The 25,532-nt window shown below is 46.5% G+C and carries 18 protein-coding genes, 4 tRNA genes, 3 rRNA genes and 1 riboswitch; of the genes, 2 read left to right on the top strand and 23 right to left on the bottom strand.

The annotated features are described in order from the left end of the window. Positions 1 to 24: 24 nt before the first annotated feature. The 19 genes from AC6I2O_RS02310 to AC6I2O_RS02400 all read right to left on the bottom strand — a co-directional run bounded on the left by AC6I2O_RS02310 (position 25) and on the right by AC6I2O_RS02400 (position 15,282). Positions 25 to 1,563, bottom strand: a complete 1,539-nt coding sequence (locus tag AC6I2O_RS02310) for a response regulator transcription factor (RefSeq protein ID WP_497741701.1) — start codon at positions 1,561 to 1,563, stop codon at positions 25 to 27. 237 nt (positions 1,564 to 1,800) lie between these two features. Then, positions 1,801 to 4,672: ribosomal RNA gene (locus AC6I2O_RS02315) — 23S ribosomal RNA — on the bottom strand. 336 nt (positions 4,673 to 5,008) lie between these two features. Further along, positions 5,009 to 5,081, bottom strand: a tRNA-Ala gene (locus AC6I2O_RS02320). A gap of 62 nt (positions 5,082 to 5,143) precedes the next feature. Next, positions 5,144 to 5,217, bottom strand: a tRNA-Ile gene (locus tag AC6I2O_RS02325). A 9-nt stretch (positions 5,218 to 5,226) separates the two neighbouring features. Further along, positions 5,227 to 5,344 (bottom strand): 5S ribosomal RNA (gene rrf / locus AC6I2O_RS02330). A gap of 165 nt (positions 5,345 to 5,509) precedes the next feature. Beyond that, positions 5,510 to 7,040: ribosomal RNA gene (locus AC6I2O_RS02335) — 16S ribosomal RNA — on the bottom strand. The 16S, 23S and 5S rRNA genes sit together here with 4 tRNA genes alongside, the layout of an rRNA operon. 294 nt (positions 7,041 to 7,334) lie before the next feature. Then, a tRNA-Ser gene (locus tag AC6I2O_RS02340) sits at positions 7,335 to 7,423 on the bottom strand. A gap of 42 nt (positions 7,424 to 7,465) precedes the next feature. Beyond that, positions 7,466 to 7,551 (bottom strand) — tRNA-Ser (locus tag AC6I2O_RS02345). A 92-nt stretch (positions 7,552 to 7,643) separates the two neighbouring features. Next, positions 7,644 to 8,357: a 2-C-methyl-D-erythritol 4-phosphate cytidylyltransferase gene (gene ispD, locus AC6I2O_RS02350; protein WP_120393391.1), complete on the bottom strand. Its 714-nt coding sequence runs from the start codon at positions 8,355 to 8,357 to the stop codon at positions 7,644 to 7,646. Positions 8,358 to 8,391: 34 nt separating this feature from the next. Then, positions 8,392 to 9,417: a tRNA (adenosine(37)-N6)-threonylcarbamoyltransferase complex transferase subunit TsaD gene (gene tsaD / locus AC6I2O_RS02355; protein WP_120393390.1), complete on the bottom strand. Its 1,026-nt coding sequence runs from the start codon at positions 9,415 to 9,417 to the stop codon at positions 8,392 to 8,394. A gap of 13 nt (positions 9,418 to 9,430) precedes the next feature. Beyond that, positions 9,431 to 10,342, bottom strand: a complete 912-nt coding sequence (locus AC6I2O_RS02360) for a ribonuclease Z (protein ID WP_120393389.1) — start codon at positions 10,340 to 10,342, stop codon at positions 9,431 to 9,433. Positions 10,343 to 10,429: 87 nt separating this feature from the next. After that, a complete protein-coding gene (locus AC6I2O_RS02365; RefSeq protein WP_120393388.1) occupies positions 10,430 to 10,645 on the bottom strand; it encodes a hypothetical protein in 216 nt (71 codons plus the stop codon). 137 nt (positions 10,646 to 10,782) lie between these two features. Further along, positions 10,783 to 11,226: a ribosomal protein S18-alanine N-acetyltransferase gene (gene rimI / locus AC6I2O_RS02370; RefSeq protein ID WP_120393387.1), complete on the bottom strand. Its 444-nt coding sequence runs from the start codon at positions 11,224 to 11,226 to the stop codon at positions 10,783 to 10,785. Further along, positions 11,213 to 11,962, bottom strand: a complete 750-nt coding sequence (gene tsaB, locus AC6I2O_RS02375) for a tRNA (adenosine(37)-N6)-threonylcarbamoyltransferase complex dimerization subunit type 1 TsaB (protein ID WP_120393386.1) — start codon at positions 11,960 to 11,962, stop codon at positions 11,213 to 11,215. The genes rimI and tsaB overlap by 14 nt, the downstream gene beginning before the upstream one ends. Continuing rightward, positions 11,959 to 12,393, bottom strand: coding sequence for a tRNA (adenosine(37)-N6)-threonylcarbamoyltransferase complex ATPase subunit type 1 TsaE (gene tsaE, locus AC6I2O_RS02380; RefSeq protein ID WP_120393385.1), 435 nt, complete (start codon positions 12,391 to 12,393; stop codon positions 11,959 to 11,961). The genes tsaB and tsaE overlap by 4 nt, the downstream gene beginning before the upstream one ends. A gap of 19 nt (positions 12,394 to 12,412) precedes the next feature. After that, a complete protein-coding gene (locus tag AC6I2O_RS02385) occupies positions 12,413 to 12,910 on the bottom strand; it encodes a YcxB family protein (RefSeq protein WP_497741702.1) in 498 nt (165 codons plus the stop codon). 62 nt (positions 12,911 to 12,972) lie between these two features. Then, positions 12,973 to 13,611, bottom strand: coding sequence for an NUDIX hydrolase (locus AC6I2O_RS02390; RefSeq protein WP_120393408.1), 639 nt, complete (start codon positions 13,609 to 13,611; stop codon positions 12,973 to 12,975). Positions 13,612 to 13,763: 152 nt separating this feature from the next. Beyond that, positions 13,764 to 14,525: an ECF transporter S component gene (locus AC6I2O_RS02395; protein ID WP_120393383.1), complete on the bottom strand. Its 762-nt coding sequence runs from the start codon at positions 14,523 to 14,525 to the stop codon at positions 13,764 to 13,766. Positions 14,526 to 14,682: 157 nt separating this feature from the next. Further along, positions 14,683 to 14,882, bottom strand: a riboswitch (FMN riboswitch). Positions 14,883 to 14,973: 91 nt separating this feature from the next. After that, positions 14,974 to 15,282 (bottom strand): peptidoglycan-binding domain-containing protein, encoded by a 309-nt coding sequence (locus tag AC6I2O_RS02400; protein WP_120393382.1) that lies wholly within the window; start codon positions 15,280 to 15,282, stop codon positions 14,974 to 14,976. A gap of 456 nt (positions 15,283 to 15,738) precedes the next feature. Here AC6I2O_RS02400 and AC6I2O_RS02405 point away from each other — a divergent pair, with 456 nt between their 5' ends. Further along, positions 15,739 to 16,080 (top strand): hypothetical protein, encoded by a 342-nt coding sequence (locus AC6I2O_RS02405; protein WP_497741703.1) that lies wholly within the window; start codon positions 15,739 to 15,741, stop codon positions 16,078 to 16,080. 171 nt (positions 16,081 to 16,251) lie between these two features. Here AC6I2O_RS02405 and AC6I2O_RS02410 read toward each other — a convergent pair whose 3' ends face one another. Beyond that, a complete protein-coding gene (locus AC6I2O_RS02410) occupies positions 16,252 to 19,176 on the bottom strand; it encodes a methyl-accepting chemotaxis protein (RefSeq protein WP_497741704.1) in 2,925 nt (974 codons plus the stop codon). Then, positions 19,163 to 21,244 (bottom strand): efflux RND transporter permease subunit, encoded by a 2,082-nt coding sequence (locus AC6I2O_RS02415; protein WP_120393379.1) that lies wholly within the window; start codon positions 21,242 to 21,244, stop codon positions 19,163 to 19,165. The genes AC6I2O_RS02410 and AC6I2O_RS02415 overlap by 14 nt, the downstream gene beginning before the upstream one ends. A gap of 148 nt (positions 21,245 to 21,392) precedes the next feature. On the opposite strand from AC6I2O_RS02415, the gene AC6I2O_RS02420 reads away from it, so the two are divergent. Further along, positions 21,393 to 22,013 (top strand): TetR/AcrR family transcriptional regulator, encoded by a 621-nt coding sequence (locus tag AC6I2O_RS02420; protein ID WP_497741705.1) that lies wholly within the window; start codon positions 21,393 to 21,395, stop codon positions 22,011 to 22,013. A 112-nt stretch (positions 22,014 to 22,125) separates the two neighbouring features. Here the strand turns inward: AC6I2O_RS02420 and AC6I2O_RS02425 are convergent, their stop codons facing one another. Together AC6I2O_RS02425 and AC6I2O_RS02430 are read right to left on the bottom strand one after the other, a co-directional pair. Continuing rightward, a complete protein-coding gene (locus tag AC6I2O_RS02425) occupies positions 22,126 to 24,270 on the bottom strand; it encodes a Tex family protein (protein WP_497741706.1) in 2,145 nt (714 codons plus the stop codon). Positions 24,271 to 24,511: 241 nt separating this feature from the next. Next, positions 24,512 to 25,525 carry an asparaginase gene (locus AC6I2O_RS02430; RefSeq protein WP_120393376.1) on the bottom strand — a complete coding sequence of 338 codons (1,014 nt, stop codon included), beginning with the start codon at positions 25,523 to 25,525 and terminating at the stop codon, positions 24,512 to 24,514. Positions 25,526 to 25,532: the final 7 nt, after the last annotated feature.

Below are 25,532 nucleotides of genomic sequence, written 5' to 3' on the forward strand. Positions count from 1 at the left end.
TTTCTACAACGCCCACTTGGGCACTCATCTCTTTCTGCGATAATCCTGCGGCTTTTGTCCTGTTTTTCTGGCAAAAATCTGGCTGAAATACTGGCTGGTCTGATATCCCACCAAGCGCGCCGTCTCAGACACAGTACAATTTTCCTCCCGCAACAGTCTTTTGGCCTCTTCTATCCGAAGCATTGTCTGATACTTTAAAACAGTCAACCCCACTTCTTTCTTAAAAATCTGTCCTAAATAAACGCCGTTCATATGAAATTCTTCTCCGAGAAGTTCCAAACTCAATTCTTTCTCAAAATTTTTTCTTATGTATGAAACCACGCCAGCCACAATGCGCGAATACTTCTCATTCTCTTTCTTACTTATATACTGATGTAATGTTTCAAATGCTTCTCTATAATAACCGATCAGTTCATCCATTGAAACACAGTAGTTTTTTTCTGTTTTTATTTGCTTTTCTGTCCTTTTTTCCATTGGCGGCTCCATTCCCGCCTTCCGTTTTTGTTCTAGCAAAAGATTATTCATCTGCGGAAGCAAGGAACGAAGTGCTTCCATTTGCCGGTCTTTCCATAATGTCTCAAGCCATTCTTTGATCAAATCTCCAGGTTTGCCAGCCTCGGCATACAACACACTTTCCAGCGTTCGAAGCTGTTCTCCCCACAATACTTTTTCTTCTTCTCTATATGTCTCCAAAAAACACCAACTGTTTGGTCTCCAAAAAAATGCCTGATGCACTTGCCGTGACATCAGGCGAAAAGTCTCGCTGATTTCTTGCGGCGCAATCTGTCTGCTACAAATTGCATGAAACAGATTGCCCGATGTTCCATCTAATAATCCAATCATCTGCCCTGCCCATTGATTGATTCGGTTGTCCAAAAGCTGTCTGCTCGGTGTATGAGTCATTCGGCACAAAACAACCCAGTTATCCGCTGAAACCGGCACTTCTGCCACGGAAGAAATCCCTTCCCTTTCCATCTGCGGCAATATTTCTTCCATTACCCTGGCCTCCGCTGTGTCCCACTCAGCTTTAACAAATTCACCGGACACAAAGCAGCTTCTTTTATGTACCATCATCAAAAACAATACCTCACCCGCCTTTGGAACATAAAGCTCATTTGCTGCCGACTGATCATAAATCAACTGATTCATAAGATATTTCTGGTACATCTTTTTTCTTCTGTTTCTGATCTCCAAACTCTTTTGCACCTTCTGCAACTCTGCTAACAGGTTATCCCCGCGCAACTCATGCTTCAACAGATAGTTGGACACACCATAGCAGATTCCTTTTTGCGCATATGCAAAGTCGCGATACGCAGATAAAAGGATAATCACCACATCTGAATTTTTTTCTTTCAACTGTCTGGCAAGCTCCAGGCCGTCCATTCCGGACATTTTTATATCAGAAATTATAATCTCCGGAATCAATTTTTCATATAGCTCCAAAGCCTTTTTGCCATTTACCGCTGTTCCGACAATGTGATATCCATTTCCTTCCCAATTGATCAAATTCTTTAAATATTCCAGAGCCAGCACTTCGTCATCCACCAGCATGACATTAATCATAACAAACCCCTCTTTCGTTTCTTATGCGTCTCATGCTTAAAATTTTCTTTGTATGCAAAAAAAGAACCTTTTAAAGGTTCTTCTGAAAACAAAAGCATATAAAATTAAAATCTTAACATACCTTCAAAACCACATACAGGATACTATATCTTTCCGTTTTTTGCAAGTCCTTTTTTCTCTTTTCTTTCTAACCCTTCCGTTTTCGCTTCGAAAGTCTTCTTCTTCCTTTCTCCACGCTTGGATAAGCTTGCGACCTATTAGTAGCAGTCAGCTCCATGCATTACTGCACTTCCACCTCTGCCCTATCTACCTCGTGTTCTTCAAGGGGTCTTGGGATATCTCATCTTGAGGGGGGCTTCACGCTTAGATGCCTTCAGCGTTTATCCCTTCCCGACTTGGCTACCCGGCCATGCCTTTGGTAAAACAACCGGTACACCAGAGGTCAGTCCACCCCGGTCCTCTCGTACTAAGGGCAGCTCCTCTCAAATATCCTACGCCCGCGCCGGATAGGGACCGAACTGTCTCACGACGTTCTGAACCCAGCTCGCGTACCGCTTTAATGGGCGAACAGCCCAACCCTTGGGACCTACTACAGCCCCAGGATGCGATGAGCCGACATCGAGGTGCCAAACCACTCCGTCGATGTGAACTCTTGGGAGTGATAAGCCTGTTATCCCCAGGGTAGCTTTTATCCGTTGAGCGATGGCATTCCCACTTAATACCACCGGATCACTAAGCCCTACTTTCGTACCTGCTCCACCCGTCGGTGTCGCAGTCAAGCTCCCTTCTGCCTTTGCACTCTTCGAATGGTTTCCAACCATTCTGAGGGAACCTTTGGGCGCCTCCGATACCCTTTCGGAGGCGACCGCCCCAGTCAAACTCCCCGCCAGACATTGTCCCCCAACCGGTTCACGGTTGCAGGTTAGAAACCCAATAACGCAAGGGTGGTATCCCAACAGCGGCTCCATGGAAACTGGCGTTCCCACTTCTTCGCCTCCCACCTATCCTGTACATGCATTACCGGATCCCAGTGTCAAGCTGGAGTAAAGCTCCATGGGGTCTTTCCGTCCTGGCGCAGGTAACCAGCATCTTCACTGGTACTTCAATTTCACCGGATGCATTGTCGAGACAGCGCCCAAATCATTACGCCTTTCGTGCGGGTCGGAACTTACCCGACAAGGAATTTCGCTACCTTAGGACCGTTATAGTTACGGCCGCCGTTTACTGGGGCTTAAATTCAAACCTTCGCTTGCGCTAAGCTCTCCTCTTAACCTTCCAGCACCGGGCAGGCGTCAGCCCATATACTTCACCTTTCGGTTTTGCATAGACCTGTGTTTTTGCTAAACAGTTGCTTGGGCCAATTCTCTGCGGCCTGGTCTCCCAGGCACCCCTTCTCCCGAAGTTACGGGGTCATTTTGCCGAGTTCCTTAACAATGCTTCTTCCGTCGGCCTTAGGATTCTCTCCTCATCCACCTGTGTCGGTTTATGGTACGGGTACGATATAAGCAATAGCGGCTTTTCTTGGCACATGGCTCACATGCTTCCCTACTTCTATTCGGTCCGCCTCACGTCTTTGCCTTATGCGGGGGTTTTTCCTCCCGCACAGCTCCTTCGCTTGCACGCAGCTTTCCATTCTGCGCCCATGCTCTCCACATGCGTCCCCACAGTTCTGTTATACCGTAGTACAGGAATCTCAACCTGTTGTCCATCGACTACGCCTTTCGGCCTCGCCTTAGGTCCCGACTTACCCAGAGCAGATCAGCTTTACTCTGGAAACCTTGGATATTCGGCCGGAAGGATTCTCACCTTCCTCTCGCTACTCATTCCGGCATTCTCTCTTCCATACGCTCCACAGCTCCTTTCGGTACTGCTTCTTCGTGTATGCAATGCTCCTCTACCAATCCTTGCGGATTCCTCAGCTTCGGTGTCGTGTTTTAGCCCCGGACATTTTCGGCGCAGGACCTCTCGACCAGTGAGCTATTACGCACTCTTTGAATGTATGGCTGCTTCTGAGCCAACATCCTGGTTGTCTTCGAAATCCCACATCCTTTTCCACTTAACACGCACTTTGGGACCTTAGCTGGAGGTCTGGGCTCTTTCCCTTTTGACTACCCAACTTATCTCGTGTAGTCTGACTCCCGTACATCATCTATATGGCATTCGGAGTTTGATATTCTTCGGTAAGCTTTGACGCCCCCTAGGAAATTCAGTGCTCTACCTCCACTAGACTAATACGAGGCTAGCCCTAAAGCTATTTCGAGGAGAACCAGCTATCTCCGGGTTCGATTGGAATTTCTCCCCTACCCACACCTCATCGCCACCCTTTTCAACGGATGTGCGTTCGGTCCTCCACTACCTCTTACGGCAGCTTCAACCTGGACATGGGTAGATCACCCGGTTTCGGGTCTGCATCCACTGACTTTACGCCCTATTAAGACTTGGTTTCCCTCCGGCTCCTCACTTTCCGTGATTAACCTCGCCAGTGATCGCAACTCGCCGGACCGTTCTACAAAAAGTACGCGGTCCTACCTTAACGTAGTTCCACAGCTTGTAAACACAGGGTTTCAGGTTCTCTTTCACTCCCCTCCCGGGGTTCTTTTCACCTTTCCTTCACAGTACTATGCGCTATCGGTCACTAAGTAGTATTTAGCCTTACGGGGTGGTCCCCGCTTGTTCCCACAAGGTTCCACGTGTCTCGTGGTACTCTGGATCCCGCCATGCTTCCTTTCGTTTCGGGTACGGGTCTTTCACCCTCTTTGGATGGCTTTCCCAAAACCATTCCCCTACAATCAGAAGATCAATTATGCGGTCCGAACCCCAGGGTGCACGCACCCTGGTTTGGGCTCTTCCGGTTTCGCTCGCCGCTACTCCCGGAATCGATGTTTCTTTCTCTTCCTCCGGCTACTTAGATGTTTCAGTTCACCGGGTTCCCCTCCATACGTTATGGATTGGCGTATGGATACTGGAGCTTTCCTCCAGTGGGTTTCCCCATTCAGATATCTCCGGATCTATGGATATTTGCTCCTCCCCGAAGCTTTTCGCAGCTTATCACGTCTTTCATCGGCTCTTAGTGCCAAGGCATCCACCCTGCGCTCTTATTCGCTTAACCTGTAAATCGCGGAGAAAACACAGTTCTCGAGGTGTTTTCGTCGCTTTCTACTTTCTCACATATATAGCGTTATATGTGTGGTTGGGTTGTTTTTCTGAGTTTTCTCTCCGCAGCCTTCCCCTTTCGGTTCCTGCTGCTTTACTTGCTTGTTTCTAAGCTCAGGTTTCCCTGAACTTATCCTCGGATGTCTTGTGATGAATTCTTTCTTGTTCCATCCATTTATGATCTATAAATGTTTGTTCAATCAGATTCATCGGATATTTTTTTCTGTATGCGGTTTTCAAGGTACGTTATTGGTAACAAAAACTATCCGTATAGATGCTTTTTATTACCAAATGGAGATGGAGAGATTCGAACTCTTGACCCCCTGCTTGCAAGGCAGGTGCTCTCCCAACTGAGCTACACCCCCATTTAAGGAATTCTATTTTGTTTTCCTTGTTTGGACTATAAGGTTTTATACCTTTAATCCAGTGGGCTTAAGTGGACTCGAACCACCGACCTCACGCTTATCAGGCGTGCGCTCTAACCGGCTGAGCTATAAGCCCTTTTTTATAATCTGGCAGCCACCTACTCTCCCACACCGTCTCCAGTGCAGTACCATCGGCCGCTTAGGTCTTAACCATCGTGTTCGGGATGGGTACGGGTGTTTCCCCTAAGCGCATCGCCACCAGAAGCTTTGAGCACTTATTGAGTGCAAGTTTTGCGCCGCACGAATTTAGTGCGAAAGCTGTTCGTTGCAACTTGGCGAGGTCTTTTCGAGCCTAGTACAATCGAACTTCCTTGTCTCCCTTAATAACTCAACAGTGATACAACCTTTACTTCTCGATTCTTCCTTAGAAAGGAGGTGATCCAGCCGCACCTTCCGATACGGCTACCTTGTTACGACTTCACCCCAGTTACCAGTCCCGCCTTCGGCAGCTCCCTCCTTGCGGTTGGGTCACTGACTTCGGGCGTTACCGACTCCCATGGTGTGACGGGCGGTGTGTACAAGACCCGGGAACGTATTCACCGCGACATTCTGATTCGCGATTACTAGCGATTCCAGCTTCGTGCAGTCGAGTTGCAGACTGCAGTCCGAACTGGGACGTTATTTTTGGGATTTGCTCCAGATCGCTCTCTTGCTTCCCTTTGTTTACGCCATTGTAGCACGTGTGTAGCCCAAATCATAAGGGGCATGATGATTTGACGTCATCCCCACCTTCCTCCAGGTTATCCCTGGCAGTCTCTCCAGAGTGCCCACCTTAAATGCTGGCTACTGAAGATAAGGGTTGCGCTCGTTGCGGGACTTAACCCAACATCTCACGACACGAGCTGACGACAACCATGCACCACCTGTCTCCTCTGTCCCGAAGGAAGGACGACGTTACTCGTCTGTCAGAGGGATGTCAAGACTTGGTAAGGTTCTTCGCGTTGCTTCGAATTAAACCACATGCTCCACCGCTTGTGCGGGTCCCCGTCAATTCCTTTGAGTTTCATTCTTGCGAACGTACTCCCCAGGTGGAATACTTATTGCGTTTGCTGCGGCACCGAAGAGCTTTGCTCCCCAACACCTAGTATTCATCGTTTACCGCGTGGACTACCAGGGTATCTAATCCTGTTTGCTCCCCACGCTTTCGAGCCTCAACGTCAGTTACCGTCCAGTAAGCCGCCTTCGCCACTGGTGTTCCTCCTAATATCTACGCATTTCACCGCTACACTAGGAATTCCGCTTACCTCTCCGGCACTCAAGATTTACAGTTTCCAATGCAGTCCAGGGGTTGAGCCCCCGCCTTTCACATCAGACTTGCACATCCGTCTACGCTCCCTTTACACCCAGTAATTCCGGATAACGCTTGCTCCATACGTATTACCGCGGCTGCTGGCACGTATTTAGCCGGAGCTTCTTAGTCAGGTACCGTCATTTTCTTCCCTGCTGATAGAGCTTTACATACCGAAATACTTCTTCGCTCACGCGGCGTCGCTGCATCAGGCTTGCGCCCATTGTGCAATATTCCCCACTGCTGCCTCCCGTAGGAGTTTGGGCCGTGTCTCAGTCCCAATGTGGCCGGTCACCCTCTCAGGTCGGCTATGGATCGTCGGCTTGGTGAGCCGTTACCTCACCAACTACCTAATCCAACGCGGGCCCATCTTACACCACCGGAGTTTTTCACACAGAAACATGCGTTCCCGTGCGCTTATGCGGTATTAGCAGTCATTTCTAACTGTTGTCCCCCTGTGTAAGGCAGGTTGCCCACGCGTTACTCACCCGTCCGCCACTCAGTCATTTTAAAATCCACCCGAAAGTCTCATTTAAAATGCTTCGTTCGACTTGCATGTGTTAAGCACGCCGCCAGCGTTCATCCTGAGCCAGGATCAAACTCTCTAATAAAGTGTTGTTCAATCCGGTCAGATAACGTCTTGGCTATCTTTCCTTTTACTGTTTTTAAAGGTCAGTTCCTTAGAAAAAAATCTCTTAGAATCTTTTCAAGGTTGTCTCACTGTTCAGTTATCAAGGTGCTTCTTGATCGTTTTTCCTGATGATTTATCAGTTTTTTGATCTGTGACTTTTCGTCTTTTCTGTTGTCTCTCTACCGGAGCAACTCTGATATCATATCATGTCTTTTTCGGTTTGTCAACAACTTTTTTTGACTTTTTTCACTTTTTTATTCTCTTCAGAATAAAACGGAGAAGGAGGGATTTGAACCCTCGCACCGCTATTAACGATCTACTCCCTTTCCAGGGGAGCCCCTTCAGCCGCTTGGGTACTTCTCCACACGCCTAATCAATAAGCCTTCTATCTACAAATTTAAAAAGCGGAGAGGGTGGGATTCGAACCCACGCGCCCTTTCGGACAAACGGTTTTCAAGACCGCCTCGTTATGACCACTTCGATACCTCTCCATACCTTTTCAGTAATCAGCGCGAATATTATAATACCAGCTTTGGTGAATTCTGTCAACACAATTTTAAGATTTTTTAATCGTTTTTTGCAACTAGCTTTTTACCAGTTTTCCAAACCGTTTTTTCCAGATCATCTCAGCATACAAAAGATCTTCCGGCGTCGTAATTTTGATATTCTCATAGGAACCTTCTATGAGTTTAACCGGAATTTGTTCTGTATATTCAATTAACATTGCGTCATCCGTAATTTTCATTTCCAGCCCCCCCTCTGCGCGCAGCTCATGCGCCCTGCGAATTAAGTCATACGCAAATGCCTGGGGCGTCTGAATATTCCAGAGACGCTCGCGGGGTAATGTTTGTTCAACAAAACCCAAATTGTCACTGAGCTTAATTGTATCCTTTACCGGCATTCCAACCGTGCAAGCGCGAACAGACGGAAGCTCTGACCATATTCTCTCCAGCATTTCTTCATCAATGAAAGGTCTGGCTCCGTCATGAATCATCACATATGTACAGTTCTCCAACGCTTTCAACCCTTCAAATACAGAATCGTGGCGCTCTTTTCCACCGGATACGATTTTCTTCACTTTTGTGAAACCATAGGGCATTACAATTGTCTCGCGACACCACTCTATATCTTCATGGCTACAGACAAGTATAATTTCATCAATCCGGCTGCTTTTTTGAAATGTTTCCAAAGAGTAATACAGCACCGGCTTTCCACCTATTAAAAGGTACTGCTTTTTCACATCACTGCGCATCCGTTTGCCACTACCGCCTGCAAGCACGATTGCCGCGTTTTTCACCGTTACATCTCCTCCTATATTGCTACCGTAGCTTTTACCGTTCACCCAGTCTCAGATTCGGTACCGCATTTAAATCAAGGTCATGCCGCACGCCCTTCTGAAATTCATAAAAACCTGCTGCGCCTATCATTGCCGCATTGTCTGTACAGTAAATTGGCGATGGTCGGAAAAATTCAATTTTATTTTCCTCACATGCCGCTTCCATTGCGCTCCGAATCGTACTGTTTGAAGCGACGCCTCCGGCAATCGCGAGTTTTGTAAGCCCGGACTCTTTTACAGCCATCATTGCATGTTCTACCAAGACATCCGTTACTGCTTTCTGAAATGATGCCGCCACATCTGCTTCATTCACAGTCTCTCCCCGCATTTTACATCCGTTCAGATAATTCAGGACAGCAGATTTCAAACCGCTGAAACTGAAATCATACGGCGCATCTTCTATTTTTGCCTTCGGAAAATGAATTGCATCAGGATTTCCTTCTTTGGAAAGCCTGTCAATCTTGGGCCCACCCGGATAGCCAAGTCCAATCGCCCGTGCCACTTTGTCAAATGCCTCTCCTGCTGCATCGTCTCGCGTTCGTCCAAGAATTTCATATTCCCCGTAATCTGACACTTTTACAAGATGCGTATGGCCCCCGGAAACTACAAGACAGATAAACGGGGGTTCCAGTTCCTTATTTTCAATGTAATTAGCCGAAATATGCCCTTCAATATGATGAACGCCTACCAGTGGCAGACCTGCCGCGTAACTGATTGCCTTAGCTTCTGCCACGCCGACAAGAAGCGCTCCGACAAGCCCGGGACCATACGTCACAGCAATGGCATCCATATCCTCCAGTCGTTTATGCGCTGCTGCGAGCGCCTCCTCAATCACCTGATTGATCTTCTCGATGTGTTTCCTGGATGCAATCTCTGGCACAACCCCTCCATAAAGTTTATGGAGCTCTATCTGCGAAAAAATAATATTCGACAGTACCTCCCGGCCATTTTTCACTACAGCGGCTGCTGTCTCATCACAGGAGCTTTCAATTGCCAGTATCAGAATGTCTTTCTCCTTCATTCGTATGCCTCCGTCATTCCTCTTCAAAATCAAGCTCAATGGTTTTTCCATCTTTTCCCGGATATATCTCCGGATAAACAGCCCGGATTTTTTCTATATAATCTTCAGCCCTTACCAGAGAAGGACTGTAATGAGTCAGCCACATTTGACGCGGTCTGGCCTTTTTCGCTAAATGTGCCGCCTCTTCAAATGTCATATGCTTATACTCTACTGCCTTCGCTGCTTTCTCCGGCTCACCATACATCCCTTCACAAATAAACAGATCCGCATGTTCAGCCTGCCGTGCAATAATTTCCACCGGTCTTGTGTCTGTACAGTAGGTCACTTTAATTCCCTTTCGCGCAGGCCCAAGAACATCAGACGGCTGATAAATCCGTCCTTCCGCCTCAATCACCTCGCCTTTTTGCAGTCTGCTCCAGAATTGCATCGGTATCTGTGCAGTCCTCGCACGGTCCACATCAAACTTTCCTGCACGGTCAATTTCAATCGTATAGCCATAGCAGCAAACATTATGCTGGACTCGAAACGCAGTTATTTTATATCCGTTTTGTTCAAAGACTTCCTCCTGTCCTTGAATTTCTTTAAAAACGAGCGGAAATGGAAGTTCCGGCGCAATGACACGCAGGGCATTCACCACTCGTTCCAGCCCCTTGGGGCCAATCAGCGTAAGCGGCTCGGTTCGCTCTGCATTTCCCATTGTAAGCAGCAAGCCCGGAAGTCCGCTGATATGGTCGCCGTGATAATGGGTAAAGCAGATCGTATCAATCGGTTTAAAACTCCAGCCTTTTTCTTTTATCGCAATCTGAGTCCCTTCCCCACAGTCAATCAGCAGATTACTCCCGTTAAACCTTGTCATGAGGGAAGTGAGCCACCGGTAGGGGAGCGGCATCATCCCGCCGCATCCGAGCAAACAAACATCCAGCATAATACTCCTCTTTTCATCTTAATTTTCCAAGCAATCTTACGCGCAAATATTTTACACTTTTGTTCATACATTCTTCTGCTGCGTTTTTTACAAGTAATCCTCTACCGTGACTGGCAATACGAAAGACTTCCGTATTCTGTCATAGCATGCCTCACACAGACAGAAAGAATGCTTTTCACCATCTTTTTCCGAAAAATATCCCCAGTTCCAGTCTACCTGAAGTACCCCTTCCCGGATCATACCATTTTCTGAAGAAATATTTTTCCCACAACCGTTACAGCGTAGTACTTTTTTCGTTTCCATCCTGATCCCTCCTGTGTTCTGACATTTTATGTCCTTGCAGACAAGGATCATTATAAATCTGCGTTCCTTTTATGGCTACTGGGAATTCCCGAGAACACAGGCAGCTTATTCCGTTTTTATTTTTTCAGCAATTTTTTTTATTCATCTGTCCACATAATCAAAGCATCTTCGCGTGGTCGTTCATAAAAATTTTTTCGGATACCAGCAGAAACAAAACCCAGTTTTTCATACAGATGAACTGCCGCTGCATTCCCTGTGCGTACTTCCAGTGTGTACCGCAAAACTCCGCGTTCTCTGCCAAGACGCATCAGCTCGGCAAGCATCTGATACCCCACTCCCCTTCCACGGCAACGCTCGCATACCGCAACGTTTGTGATATCCGCCTCATCAAAAGACTGCCAGAAACCACAGTATCCGATTAATCTTCCGTTTTGTTTTGCAGATAAATATAATGTATCCGGGGAACTCAGCGCAGAGCGAAACCCTTCCTCACTCCACGGCATTGTAAAAATCTGAGCCTCCAGCGCCGCCGCCTCTTTCACATCTCCCGGATGCATTCGCTCTATCTCAAGATCTGTCATCGCTGATGATTCCGCCTTTCTCTGGCTCTGCTGACCGTTTCTGCGCTTCCGCCCGTTCGCGCTCTGCCTGAGACATGCGAAGATAATCCGGAACGTGATCTGCCGCAGACTCTGTTTTTCCTTCTTTTATATACCGACTCGCAAGAAACGCTACCGATGCTGCTCGCTGGCGGTTCATATGCGCCGGAGCATAGGCGAAAGGTACCTCCATCCATTTTTCCAGCAATTCCTGATAAACTGGAACACCGTCTCCCAAAAAAACCACTTTTTTTCCAAGTGCGTTCAATTTCCCGATAATTTCTTCCACTGCCATTGGACTCTGAGCCTCCAGCGTCCGGAGACATCCATTTTCAAAACAGTAAATCCCCGTGTAAACCTGATTTCGACGTGCGTCCATAAGCGGGCATATATAACCGTCGTATCCGTATAAATTGCAGGCCAGCGCATCCACAGTTGGAATATGCACCAGTGGTTTTTCTAACGCAAAACCAAGCCCTTTTGCTGTCGCAGAACCGATGCGAAGCCCTGTAAACGACCCTGGCCCCGCTGCCACCGCAATCGCATCAATCGAGTGCAGATCCAGCTCAATCATTCTGGCAACCTCATTGAGCATGGGAAGGAGTGTCTGTGAATGTGTTTTTTTATAGTTTACTGTATATTCTGCCAGCAATACGTCATCTGCTACCACTGCTACAGACGCCACAAGGCCGGAGCTGTCCAATGCCAGTATTTTCATTTTCCATTCTCCTGTTCCACCGTAATTTTCCGAAAGTCAAAACCACGGCTCAAATCTTTCTCAATCGTAATCGTTACAGTATGCTCCGGCATAAGCTCCCGGATCAGATCCGCCCATTCCACAAGACAGATACCGTTCCCGTAAAAACAGTCCTCATACCCGATCTCTTCCATCTCCTCTGGTTCTTCAATTCGATATACATCGAAATGATAAAACGGAAGTTGTCCTCCCTCATATACCTGAAGAATGGTAAATGTCGGACTGTTTACCGGTTCTGAAATGCCCAGTCCTTCTGCCATTCCCTGCGTAAAAACGGTCTTGCCGACCCCTAGATCCCCCACCAGGGCAAACACCTGCCCTGCCTGCGCATCCCTGGCAATCTGCCGTCCAACCTCGCGTGTTTCTTTTTCCGAATTCGTTTCTATAATCATTTGATTCCCTCCCTGACACTTATCTTTTTAACTTTACAAGCGCAGGAGATACATTCTTTTTCAGAATCTCTCGTACGTTTTCCGTCTGCGATCCCATCTGCTTCTTTATAAGAATACAGGCATTTTTCGGCCCCGTGTAAATCAGGATACTGTCAGAAGTTTCTCTTACTTTCCGGACAGCAGTCCACGCTACGTTACTTTCCGCTTCCCCCTGTCTCGCCAGAATGCCTTCCTCGGAAAGTGTATAATGAAGCGGATTTTTAAAAACCGGGTTTAGTTTTGCCTGCTTCACTGCCCCAGTATAAAGCGTCCATGGCTGATAAACCAGAAACAATGTGCCAAATAACAGATAAATCCATGTATTTGCACCGCCTTTTCCCAAACTCCAAATATAATAAAAAATCAGAGCCGCTCCTGCCACAATACTGAATATCCCACTGAAGCTGTGGTACGCATGATACATCAGAAAACGATACATACTCGCCGTCGTCATTTTAATATCAAATTCCGTTTTCATAAATAGCTTCCTCCCAACTGCCAAACGCGACATTCTGAATAAATCACAGCAATCATACCCTGCTATTCAGAAAATCCTGCTCCTTCTCCTCTGTCTGCATGAAGAAATGCAAATGGCTCTTCATCCTGTAAAAAGTGCATTAACATGTAGGAACACACAACAGCAACACGTTCTTCCCTCAAAATACGCCGCACCTCATCCCGGTCTGCAAGCACAACCTCAATTTCCTCACTGTCTTCCAATGCATCCATATTAATTTCGCCATCGGCATATCCGTACACAGTTCCGCAGCACTCATCTGTCATCCCTATCGTAGTATAATACGGTTTTTCGTAGATTGTGTCAACCTTAAGCGGATGTAGTGTAAGGCCAGTTTCCTCTTTCATTTCCCGCACCGCAGATGCATGATAATCTTCCCCTGGTTCAACAAGCCCTGCCGGAAATTCATAAATATAATTATCAATCGCATAGCGGTACTGCCGAACCAACACAACCCGATCCCGTTTTTCTCCATACAGACTGTATATAATGACGCCATCCGGCTGTTGCTGTTTTGTGGACAATTCGAGATGCTCCTTATCTTTGGCCCTTGAAGCCACATAATAATATCCCTGTCCCCCGACGCGATTCTCCACTTCCAGATTATATAAATTCACATATGGATTGCTTGTAGCCTGTTGAACTTTCTTTATCTTACCCATAGCATCATCCTCCCCAAAAACAAAAAGCTGTCGCACAAAATGCAGATTGTGCGACAGCCCTGCCTTGTCATATCTCACTTTTAAACAGATTCTCCAGATGCGTCCTGCTGTCCGCTTTTTCAGATCTCTGTCCAACCGCCATTTCTCTCTGCTCAGTTCTGCATCTGGCTCTTTTGGCCCGATGTGAGGCCATCCTGAGCTGCATTATGCAGAACCTGGCTGACCCGCTTATATAATACCATAGTCAGCCCAGAAATCAATACACCTTTTAAGAGATTCAGCGGAGCCACTGCCAAAAGGACAAGCATCGAAATACTGTCGATTGCCGGATTGACAGCAGTTCCCATGCCTACCAATGTATCCAGCGGTAAACCATAAAGCTTCGAAAATGCCGGCAGCAGATAAATTGCATTAAACATACTTCCAAATACTGTCATGACGGCCGTACCTGATACAAGACCGGCAATCGCCATTTTCCGCGTCTTTTTCGTATGATATACAATAGACGCAGGCACCACGAAGGAGCAACCGATTACAAAATTGGCAAGATCTCCGACAAAAGCAGTCGAAGTCCCCTTGACTACCAGCTTCAAAAGAATTTTAACCAGTTCAATGATAACACCGCCAACAGGCCCGAGATAAAAGGCTCCAATCATAACCGGAACCTCGCTGAAATCCAGTTTGTAAAAATCCGGCGCCAAAAACGGCACAGGAAAATCATAAAGATGCAACAATGTGGCAAGCGCTCCAAGCATAGCACACAAAGTAAGAAAATGCGTCTTCTTTACGCGCGTCATACTGTCCTTTAAAATTTTTCTCTCCACCAGTTCTGATACCCCGACAATTGACAAAACAACAACCAGACTGATAAAAAGAAATTGCAGATTTTCTGCTGCTGCTTCCAAAAATCCCATGTTTTGTTCTCCTTTTCTTTTATTCATTTGGGAAAATCCCTTTAAGAAAAGTTCCTTCCGGCTGCTCCATAAATGTTGTATATGCACTGTTGCGCATACAAAAAAGGCGGAACGGAATATGTAAAAACTCCGTGGCCGCCCATATCATTACAATATGCTGCTTCTTCTCACATCCAGACTATACTGTCGGTACCGGAATCCATCTTTTTGAAACTATCTGGCAAATACGCCTGCAAGCTCCCTCTGATCTCACCGGTTCAGCCGCCTAAGCGGGTCGCGGACTATACCGCCGGTGGGGAATTCTCATTTCTCAGACTACAAATGCCGGATAAAAGTCACCCCGCCCCGAAGAACCAATTCTTAAATTTCTGTCATTATATCCTATGATCAGACTACTTACAAGTATAATTTCAAACAGATTTTCACAGCTTTTTTGGTGATTTTTCTATTATTCAACGCCCAAGCCTGCTGCAAGTATCGACAAAATGAGGTGGTCTGTGGTATTATTATGCTTTTGCTCTTCTAAAAATTTTTTTAAAGACTCTTTTGTCTTAGTCCCAGCAACCCCATCAACTGTGCCGCAACTATATCCCTTTTGGTTCAGCACTGCCTGGATAATCTTTATCAGATCTTTGGAAACCGTTATATTTATTCCGGAGCTTACCTCTATTCCTTCGTCAGCCGAATTCACCAGATTGACTGCCGCACTGTTTTGATCTACATTGATGGTTGCTTCGCTGCCTGTATAGGTCTCCACACTCGTATAAGGACAGCTTCCACCATCGTGCAGATGAGCCGGATTACCATCACAGTAATAATAGCAGTCTGCGCCACTTGTATTTCTATTCTCATTATGATGGCCATGCCAATCTTTTTAATATGTTTCTCATCTGAAATCTCCTCCTTTTCATATCATTCACAGCATAGCTGTTCGTCAACTTACGAAGTTCTGCCTTTTAAGCACGTGAACTGCGTATTAGCTATATTCGCAACAAATAAAACAATTGCAACAGCTAAAACAAAAGCAATCTTCAAAAAACAATTTCATAATTGTCTATAATTTGCTCGTATAATATACCACAATAATTGTTATAAATGCAACTATATGTCTCTCAGTATAAAAGGTTCGGAAAATGTTTTTCAGCCCAAACTCCATAGACTTAATCACTCAAATATGATATACTTTTTCATAAATCTGAAGAAGGAGCGTGGTATGATGACCGATCGAGAATTGTTGGAATTGCTACTTACAAATCAACAACAAATGCAGACAGAGCTCACTGATATCAAATTAAAAATTGGCTCTGTTGATGCCAAAGTCGACGCCGTTGATGCCAAAGTCGACGCCGTTGATGCCAAAGTAAACGAAATCAACGCTAAAGTTGATCTCAACTATGAAAAAACCCTTGAATTCTATGCTGATTACAAAGAAACGATTACCGACATCAAGGACATGCTCAGGATCATCATCGGGCAGCAGCAGATGCACAGTAACCAGATTTCGCGCAATACCTCTGACATTAATGATATGAAGAAAATCAGAAATATATCATAACACAAACATCACACCTGAACTGAGTGTAAATTTTGTTGGACTTCCGACTGATTTACACTCCTTTTTATTCTGGGGGCTATTTCAACAAAAGAAGGCAAAGCCATACAGCCTTGCCCTCTGTTTTTATAAATATCTGAATAATATCTGCAAACTTTTTTCAACCAAAGCCTGTCACTCGATTGCCGCTGTCTCGATAATGAACTTGACATTTCCATCCATATTTCCGGAATCGCTGAAGAGTTTGTAATCCTCTCCCGCGGTCTGTACTGCCTCAAGCCGGTCAAGCAGTTCCTGTACGTCTTCATCCAGGAAATCGGTAATCTTTTCAATTCCCTTTTCATTGAATTCTTTCATACCGTCGCGAAGCTCATCAGCTCCGTTTTTCAGATCTTCTACACCTTCATCCAGGTCTTCTCCGCCTTCTGCAAGCTGGGCCGTTCCATCTTTAAGTTTTGCACTGCCATCGGCAAGCTGCTGTACACCGTCCGCAAGCTCACCTGCTCCGCTTGCCAGCCTTACGCTTCCGTCCGCAAGCTGCACAATCCCGGCACTCAGAATTGCTGCTCCGCCGTTTAACTGATTTGCTCCGTTCTCCAGTTCTTTTGCCCCGCTATAAAGTTTGTTTGTTCCCGCAGACAAAGAAGCCGTTGCTGCTGCAAATTTTTCAAGATTCCTATCCAATGTCTGTGCGCCGCCCAAAAGCTGTTCCAGGCCACTGTCAAGGGCGTCTGCTCCCTCTGCCAGACTGCCAAGGCCTAACGCCAGGGCATCTGCTCCCGGTTTTAACTGTGTCGCGGCAGCTTCAAAGACTGCGCTCACTCCTCCATGCAACGCTACCGCTCCTTCTGACAACTGCTGAGCACCGCCAGTCAGCATCTGGGATGCTGTCGCGCCGGTCTGCGGGTCCGCTGCCCCAAGCAGAACTGCTCCATCTTTTAAAGCTGATCCACCTAGTTTCAGCGCCTGTATCTCTTCTCCTTCCGTAAGCTGTGTCCCCGCACCGCGAAGAGCTGCTGCTGTCTGGGCAAGGACAGCCTGATCCATCTGCATCTGAGCGTCGCTGCCTGTACCGTCTCCACCGCCCGTCGTCTCCATGATAACCTGAGGCGCTGCCATCAAAACTCTGGTCTGTACCGGCTGCTCAATGGTCTGCTCAACGGTCTGTTCCATTGTAACTGTGTCAATCGTCTCCTCCTGAATTCCCCCAAGTGCACCGCTGAGCAATGTAATACAGTCATTCAGCTCTGCCACATACGCATCATAAGAAGCATACAGTCTGATCAGATCTTCTTTTGTTGTCGCACCGTTAATCGTATTTTGCACATCCTGCAAATTTGCCAGAACGGTCTGAATATTTGCAACTGCCTCTTCATTAATCGTAGTTTTCGTCACCTGCGCTTCCGCTTTCACAACCGGTTCCCTGTAAATCTGTTCTTTCACTATGTCGGATACCTGCTGTACTTCCGGCTCTCCGACTGCAATCTGCTCTACTTCCGCAATCATCCTTTGCTGCGTACCACTGTCCACAGAAGTGGTGGTAGAGCCCGCTGTTATGCCATCCAAAAGCCCGTTCACTGCCCCGACATAATTTTGTACACTTTGCATATACTGATCAACGCCGTCCACATATCCCGGCAGTCCCTCTGCAATCTGATCTACTCCGTCTGTATATTCTCCTAAATTTTTTACAAGGCTCTGGCTGCCTGTTTCAAGAGCCTGGCCGCCAGCCAGAAGCTTTTTGCCATCTTCCCCTTCCACAAGCGCCGTAATTCCATCCGCAAGTGTCTGACTACCCTGTGCAAGCTCTTTGCTGCCTTCCACAAGTGCCTTGCTGCCTTCCGTAAGCTGTTTGCTACCTGAGCCCGACGCAAGTTCTTTCGCTCCGGCTTCCAGCTTTTTACTGTTTCCTGCAAGTTCTTTACTGCCTTTTTTCACGGTATTCATCCCTTTCCGAAGCTCTGTTGCTCCGGAAGCCAGATCGCCAACTCCCTGCACAAACATACTTTTTTTGTCGTTTAAAGTACCAATCCCATCTGCCAAAGTACCGATCCCGGCAGTCAGATCATCCTTTTTTTCGTTCAGCGTTGCAATTCCACTGGCAAGTGTTCCCATGTTTTCATCCACAGTGTTCATACCGTCGATCAATTCTGTACAGGCATCCTGTAATGTTTTCACTCCGTCTGCCAGCTCCCCGCTTCCATCCACAAGTTGCGTTGCTGCATCCGTCAGTTCTGTAAATAATTCTTCAAGGTCCTCCAACCCCTCGATCTCATCAAGACCAAACGTATCCAGATTCAGAGGAACAGCTACTGTCATTGTCATTGCCAGCTTACAGTCTGTTACATCTGCCTCAATTTCAAACGTTTCCGGAAGTTTGACGTCTTTCAAAAGTTCTGTGTCCTGAAGCTTCAGACTCTCTGCCATACCAGGAAATCCGATTCCGACTGCGATTTCCTTTTCCCCGTCTGAAATGACTTTTCCGTTGTTCACTTTGACATTTTTGAAATTTTCAGAGGGCAGAACCAGACCAGTGGCCATCGTAAAAGGCGTATATACGTCGTTATTTTTCAGTTTATTTTCATACGTATAGCAAATTTTCAGATGGCCGCTCTTTCCAGCAAGTTCCTCTGGAAGTATCTTTCGCCCATCCAGATAATAGGTCGCGCACACAGTTACCGGAAGCTCCTTTTGCGTACTGCCCTGATAATAAATGTCCTGTCCGTTTGCATCCCAGGTCATCTTCTGCCCATCAGACGAAAACCCTTCCTCTCCTTTTACATTTTCAATATCTTTCAGATCTGACTGGTCCGAAATGGAGGCCTTTCCTTCACTGTTTTTGAGCCAGTCACTGACGATAATCTCCTGTACTGTGCCTGCCGCATCCGCTTTTACGTACACCGTCTCCTCTTTCGAAACCGAAGTGTTTTCTGCCCCTGAAGTGCCTTGATCAGCCGATATGACCGTTTTCCCATATACTGCCTCCGTATTTCCATCCGAAGCAGTTCCTGCATATACAAGCGGCGCCCCTGCTTGCGCCATCATCACACCTGCGATTGCCACTGCAAATTTTTTTGTCATTTTTTTATTTCTGTTCATTTTTTCTGGCCCCCTTAAAATTTTTACTCGTTTTACAGATTACCTTGTCAAAAACCATAAACATGGACGGCAGTACACACAGAACCACAACCATACTGATCAGAGCGCCGCGTGCCATAAGGCTGCACAGAGCGCTAATCATATCAATATTCGAATAAGCCCCCACACCGAAGGTTGCAGCAAAGAAACTGAGCGCACTGACAATCACAGATTTCATACTTGCGCGATGTGCAATCTGAATCGATTCCTTTTTACTCTTTCCGCTTCCACGTTCCGTCTCATAACGGCTCGTCATTAAAATTGCATAATCCACCGTCGAACCAAGCTGAATCGTACCTATAACAATGGATGCAATAAACGGAAGCGTCGTTCCAGTCAGATACGGAATGCCAAGGTTGATAAAAATTGCAAACTCGATGACAGCTACAAGTACAACCGGTAAAAAACAGGATTTAAATACAAAAATAATAATGATAAATACCGCCAGAATTGAAACAGCATTCACTACCTGAAAATCCTTGTCTGTAATGGTAATCAGGTCCTTGGTACAGGGAGCCTCTCCAACCAGCATACCGGTCGGGTCATAACGCTTCAAAATCTCCTGCAATTCACCGATCTGTTGGTTTACCTCGTCGGATGCCACCTTATATTCATTGCTGACCAGCATAAGTTCATAATTACCGTTTTCCAGTATCTTTTTGATAGAATCTGGAACCATACGCTCCGGTATCCGGCTTCCAAGCAGCGTTTCCATTCCAAGCACCGCTTTTACTCCGTCCACCTGCTCCATTTCACCGATCATCGAGCGTACCTCTTTTCCAGGCAAACGATGATTAATCAGAAGCATGTGCAATGCTCCCATATTGAAATTTTCCTGCAATTTATGATTTGCCATAATACTCGGCAAATCCTCCGGAAGCGTTTCGTCCAACGCATAATATACATCCGCATTTTTCTGGCAATATGCAGCCGGAACAAATAGCAAAAGCAACAGCAGCGCAAAAATCTGATAATGTCGTGTAATAAAATCCGACACGCGCGGCATATCCGGCAGAAGCGGTCTGTGCTTCGTCTTTTCCAGAACCCGATCAAAAATCAGGATCATAGACGGAAGAATCGTAACACAGCAGAATACTCCGATCACAACACCCTTTGCCATAACGATACCCAGATCAAGTCCCAGGGTAAAACTCATAAAACAAAGTGCGATAAAACCTGCTACTGTGGTAAGTGAGCTGCCGCATACGGATTTGATTGTCTTTTCCACCGCATGGGCCATCGCTTCCTTTCGATCCGTGTAATTGTTAAGCTGCTCCTGATAGCTGTGCCATAGAAAAATAGAATAATCCATGGTAACTCCAAGCTGGAGAACCGCTGCGAGCGCTTTTGTAATGTAAGAAATTTCTCCGAGAAACAGATTCGTTCCCAGGTTGTAGAGAATTGCCATGCCAATGCCAAGCAAAAACACCACCGGAATAAAAAACGATTCCATTGCAATCGCCAGTACCAAAGCTGACAGAAAAACTGCAATCAGAACATAAACCGGCGTTTCCTGCTCGGAAAGTTCCTTCGTATCTGTAACAATCGCCGACATACCGCTCAGGAAACACTGTTTTCCGGCCAGAGCACGTATTTCCTTGATCGCCTCCATCGTCTCATCTGCTGACGTAGTCGTATCAAATATAAGAAACATCATGGTACAGTCTTCCGTATTAAAAATCTCCCGCACTTTATCCGGAAGCATCTCCATCGGCACGCTCAAATCCATCAGACTGTCATACCAGACAACTTTCTCCACATGCTCTACCTGTTCTATTTTTTTCTTCAGTACTGAAACATCTTTGTTCTCCATCCCCTCACAGAGAAACAACGAGTATGCTCCGGTGCCAAATTCCTCTACCAGGATATCCTGCCCCTGCATTGTCTCAATGTCTTTTGGCAGATAGTACAGAATATCGTAGTTGACTCTAGTCCGTATCATTCCCAACAAGGAGGGAACTAACAGAAGAAGGCCCACTATGAAAATCGGGATTCTCCACTTTACAATCTTTTCTCCTACTTTATACATCTCTTCCTCCTAAAATTGACCTTTAGTCATTTTCTATTATGTGTTATAACGCAAAAATGACCATTAGTCAATATCCTTTCCAGAAAAACATTGACCAAAAGTCATTTTTGTGATAAAAATAGAGAAAGGGGATGCAGGAGGCTTGAAAATGGGAAAAATTGAACAAAACAAGAAAATAAAAATGGAATCTCTTCTGAACACAGCGTTTACACTGTTTACTTCAAAAGGATTCCAAAACACATCCATTTCTGATATTGTAAAAAATGCCGGTGTTGCCAAAGGCACTTTTTATCTTTATTTCACAGATAAATACGACATCCGAAACAAACTGATCGCTCATAAAGCAACCAGTCTGTTCTATGATGCCTATGCTTCCCTTTGTACACGTCCCGATATCGTGAGCTTCGAGGAACAGCTCATTTACATGACAGATTACATTATAGAACGCTTAAACACAGACAAGTCCCTGCTGAATTTCATCGCCAAACACCTGAGCTGGGGGATTTTCCGCAACAGTCTGATCAGCTTCCATGACAGCAACGACCACAATGCCTATGAACTGTTCAACGATCTGCTGCGCCAGTCCGGCCTTGCGTTCCGTGCCCCCGAAATCATGATCTACATGATTATCGAGCTTACAAGCGGCACGATCTACAACCCGATTCTTTATGGGCAGCCTGTGCCGCTCGACCAGATCAAACCTCATCTTTACGATGCCATCCGAAGCCAGATCCGCCGGCATATCATAGCACAGCAGGAACATCCGTAATGTAGCTGACCATATAACCGCAGACGATGCATCTAAATGCATAACCGTACATTCCGCAGACAGCGTATCGAATTGCATAAGCATCCTTATTTGGCAAAAATACTTACCACGCCTATAACCGCATCGTCAGAGCAATTCGCTTCTTTTGAAGATCTACACTCAGAACCTTCACCTCAACGATATCGCCGACGCTGACAACTTCCAGTGGATGCTTCACAAATTTCTGATTGCTCAACTGCGAAATATGCACCAGACCGTCCTGGTGGACACCGATATCGACAAATGCGCCAAAGTCTATGACATTTCGCACGGTTCCTTTCAGAATCATGCCTTCTTTTAAATCTTTCATATCCAGGACATCTGTCCTCAAAATCGGCTGCGGCATGTCCTCTCTCGGATCACGGCCCGGTTTGCACAATTCTTTTACCATATCGCGCAGCGTCGGTTCCCCGATGCCAATCCGCTCTGCCGTTTTTTTGTAATCTTTCACAAGAACAGAACGCACTCCCTGCTCCGTAATCCATTCTTTCGTATAACCCAGTTCTGCCAGCAGCTTTTCCGCCGCTTCATAGCTTTCCGGGTGGATACTCGTGGCGTCCAGAGGGTTTTCACCACCTGCAATCCGCATAAAACCGGCGCACTGCTCAAATGCCTTAGGTCCGAGTTTCGGTACTTTCAAAAGCTCTCTGCGGTTTCTGAATCTTCCGTTCGCCTCACGGTAAGCCACAATATTTTTCGCAATCACTTTTGAAATGCCGGAAATATGTTCCATCAGCGGCGCTGACGCGGTATTCAGGTCTACGCCGACGCGGTTAACACTGTCCTCCACCACGCCGTCCAGCGCTTCTCCGAGCTTTTTCTGGTTCATATCATGCTGATACTGGCCGACACCGATTGATTTCGGATCAATTTTCACCAGCTCCGCCAGCGGGTCCTGCACGCGACGGGCAATCGAAGCAGCACTGCGCTGCCCGACGTCAAAATTCGGAAATTCTTCCGTTGCCAGTTTGCTGGCCGAATAAACGGACGCTCCGGCCTCATTTGTAATAACGTAGGACACCTGCTCCGGAATCTCCCCTAGGAGCTCCACGATCACCTGCTCAGACTCCCGGGAAGCAGTGCCGTTTCCAAGTGAAATCAGTGTCACGCCATATTTATGGATTAATTTTTTCACAGTCTCCTTTGCTGCCCGAATCTTCGCTTCGTTTGTCGGAGCAGTCGGATAGACCACCGTAGTATCAAGCACCTTTCCAGTCGCATCCACGACAGCCAGCTTGCATCCGGTACGAAATGCCGGGTCCCAGCCCAGAACCACATGTCCCGCGATCGGCGGCTGCATCAGTAACTGTTCCAAATTTTTCCCGAATACAGAAATTGCCCCGTTCTCTGCCTTTTCCGTCAGATCATTTCGTATCTCCCGTTCAATCGCCGGTGCAATCAGACGTTTATAACTGTCCGCAATCACTTCCCGCAGCGCTTCGGCTGTGATCGGATTGTCACGCGTGATGACCTGCTTTTCCAGATATCGCAGAATCTTTTCCTCCGGCGCCTCAATTTTTACAGTCAGGAACTTTTCTTTTTCTCCCCGATTGAGTGCCAACACGCGGTGGCCTGCTGCTTTTGCAATCGGTTCCGCATACGCATAGTACATTTCATAGACAGACTGCGCTTCTTCATCCTTTGCCTCTGAGACAAGCATCCCTTCCCGAACCGTCATCTCACGGATACGAATGCGGTAATCCGCCTCATCTGCTACGGACTCTGCCAGAATATCTTTTGCACCATTTAACGCATCGGCTACTGTCAAAACTTCTTTTTCCTCAGACAGAAACGCCTCTGCCTCTTTTTCCAATGGATTCTTTGTCATCTGCAGCAAAATAAGATTGGCGAAAGGTTCGAGCCCTTTTTCTTTTGCGATCGTGGCCCTCGTACGCCGTTTCGGGCGATACGGCCGGTACAAATCCTCAACAACAACCAGCGTCTGTGCTTCTTCAATCTGTTTTTTCAGTTCCGGTGTCAGCTTGCCCTGTTCTTCTATCGTAGCAAGTACCTGCGCCTTTTTTTCTTCCAGATTCCGCAGATAATTCAGCCGTTCAAACAGGCCTCTGAGTATTTCGTCATTCAGTGAGCCGGTCGCTTCTTTTCGGTAACGCGAAATAAACGGAATCGTATTACCGTCATCAATCAGCTTTACAGCTGCCTCTACCTGCCATACATTGACTTCCAGTTCCTGTGCCAGTGTCTTGATAATATCCATAATTCCTCCTGCTGTTATGCTTCTGTTCCCAGACAGTATAGCGCATTCGGAATAAAATCACAAGCAGCCGCTTCCTTTCTATCTTTTTTCTGCCATATCGTTCGTCACATCCGTCTGGTGTATTGAATTTTCACGCAAATGCTACAGAATTAATATCTTTTAAATACATTTGCTGAATATACAAAAATAAGGACATACCGCATTTGGGTATGCCCGCAATTACTTCTATATTTTTATTTCTTCAGTTTCCGCACCAATCCAACATGGTTCCTATTTCACCCAACAAATTTGTTTTTATCACTTCTCTGACCCGATTCATGTCATGATACTGCCCGAGCGCCCACATAAGTTTTGTTATGGCTCCCTCTGTTGTCATGCCGCCCGCAGTAATCACTCCCTGCTCCAAAACCTGCCTGCCAACTTCGTAAACAGTAAAATCGCTTCCTTCATACAGACATTGGCTCCCAACTACCACAATCATTCCACTGCGAACAGCTTCTCCGATTGCCGTAGTTATATTGCGTTTCCGTGAGGGCAGGCCGCCGATACCAAACGCCTCCACATAAACGCCCCGAACACCCATGGATTTCAGCTTCATAAAAATATCGGGAGAAATACCCGGAAACAACTTCAGCACAAAAATATCCGTGCAGAATTTATTCTGCAGGCAGCATGTCCTACCATAGGAAATTGGAACAGCCGGATTAACAACAAATCCACTGCTGTTAATCCGCGCCGCATACGGATAATTAATGCTTTCAAACGCATCAAAACTTCTTGTCCTGACTTTACTTGCCCGGGTACCCATAATAATCTTCCGGTTAAATGCCACGAAAACACCGGGGCACCCGCTTGCCGCCATGTGAAGCGCTGCACGGCAATTCTCTGTCGCGTCCGCTATCGGATTTTCAATGGATACCTGGCTGCCTGTCAGTACGACAGGCACCTCAATCCCCTGAAGGGCAAAGGAAAGCGCACTTGCAGTATAGGCAAGCGTATCCGTACCATGAATAATTACAATTCCGTCAAAATCCAGCCTGCGCTCATAAATCCGCTGCGCAAGCTGCGCCCATTCTTCCGGCTGGACATTTGAACTATCCATCATGAACAACTCTTCCTCTTCTACGCAAAAGCCGGCAGTCAATCCCTCTATTCTATCAAGAATATCATTCCCATGAAGTCCCGGAGCCAGCCCGTTTTCGCTGTATGAGGAGGCCAGCGTTCCCCCAGTGCTAATCATTAATATATGTTTCATCTATGTT

The organism is Blautia sp. St.27G3 (assembly GCF_059728505.1).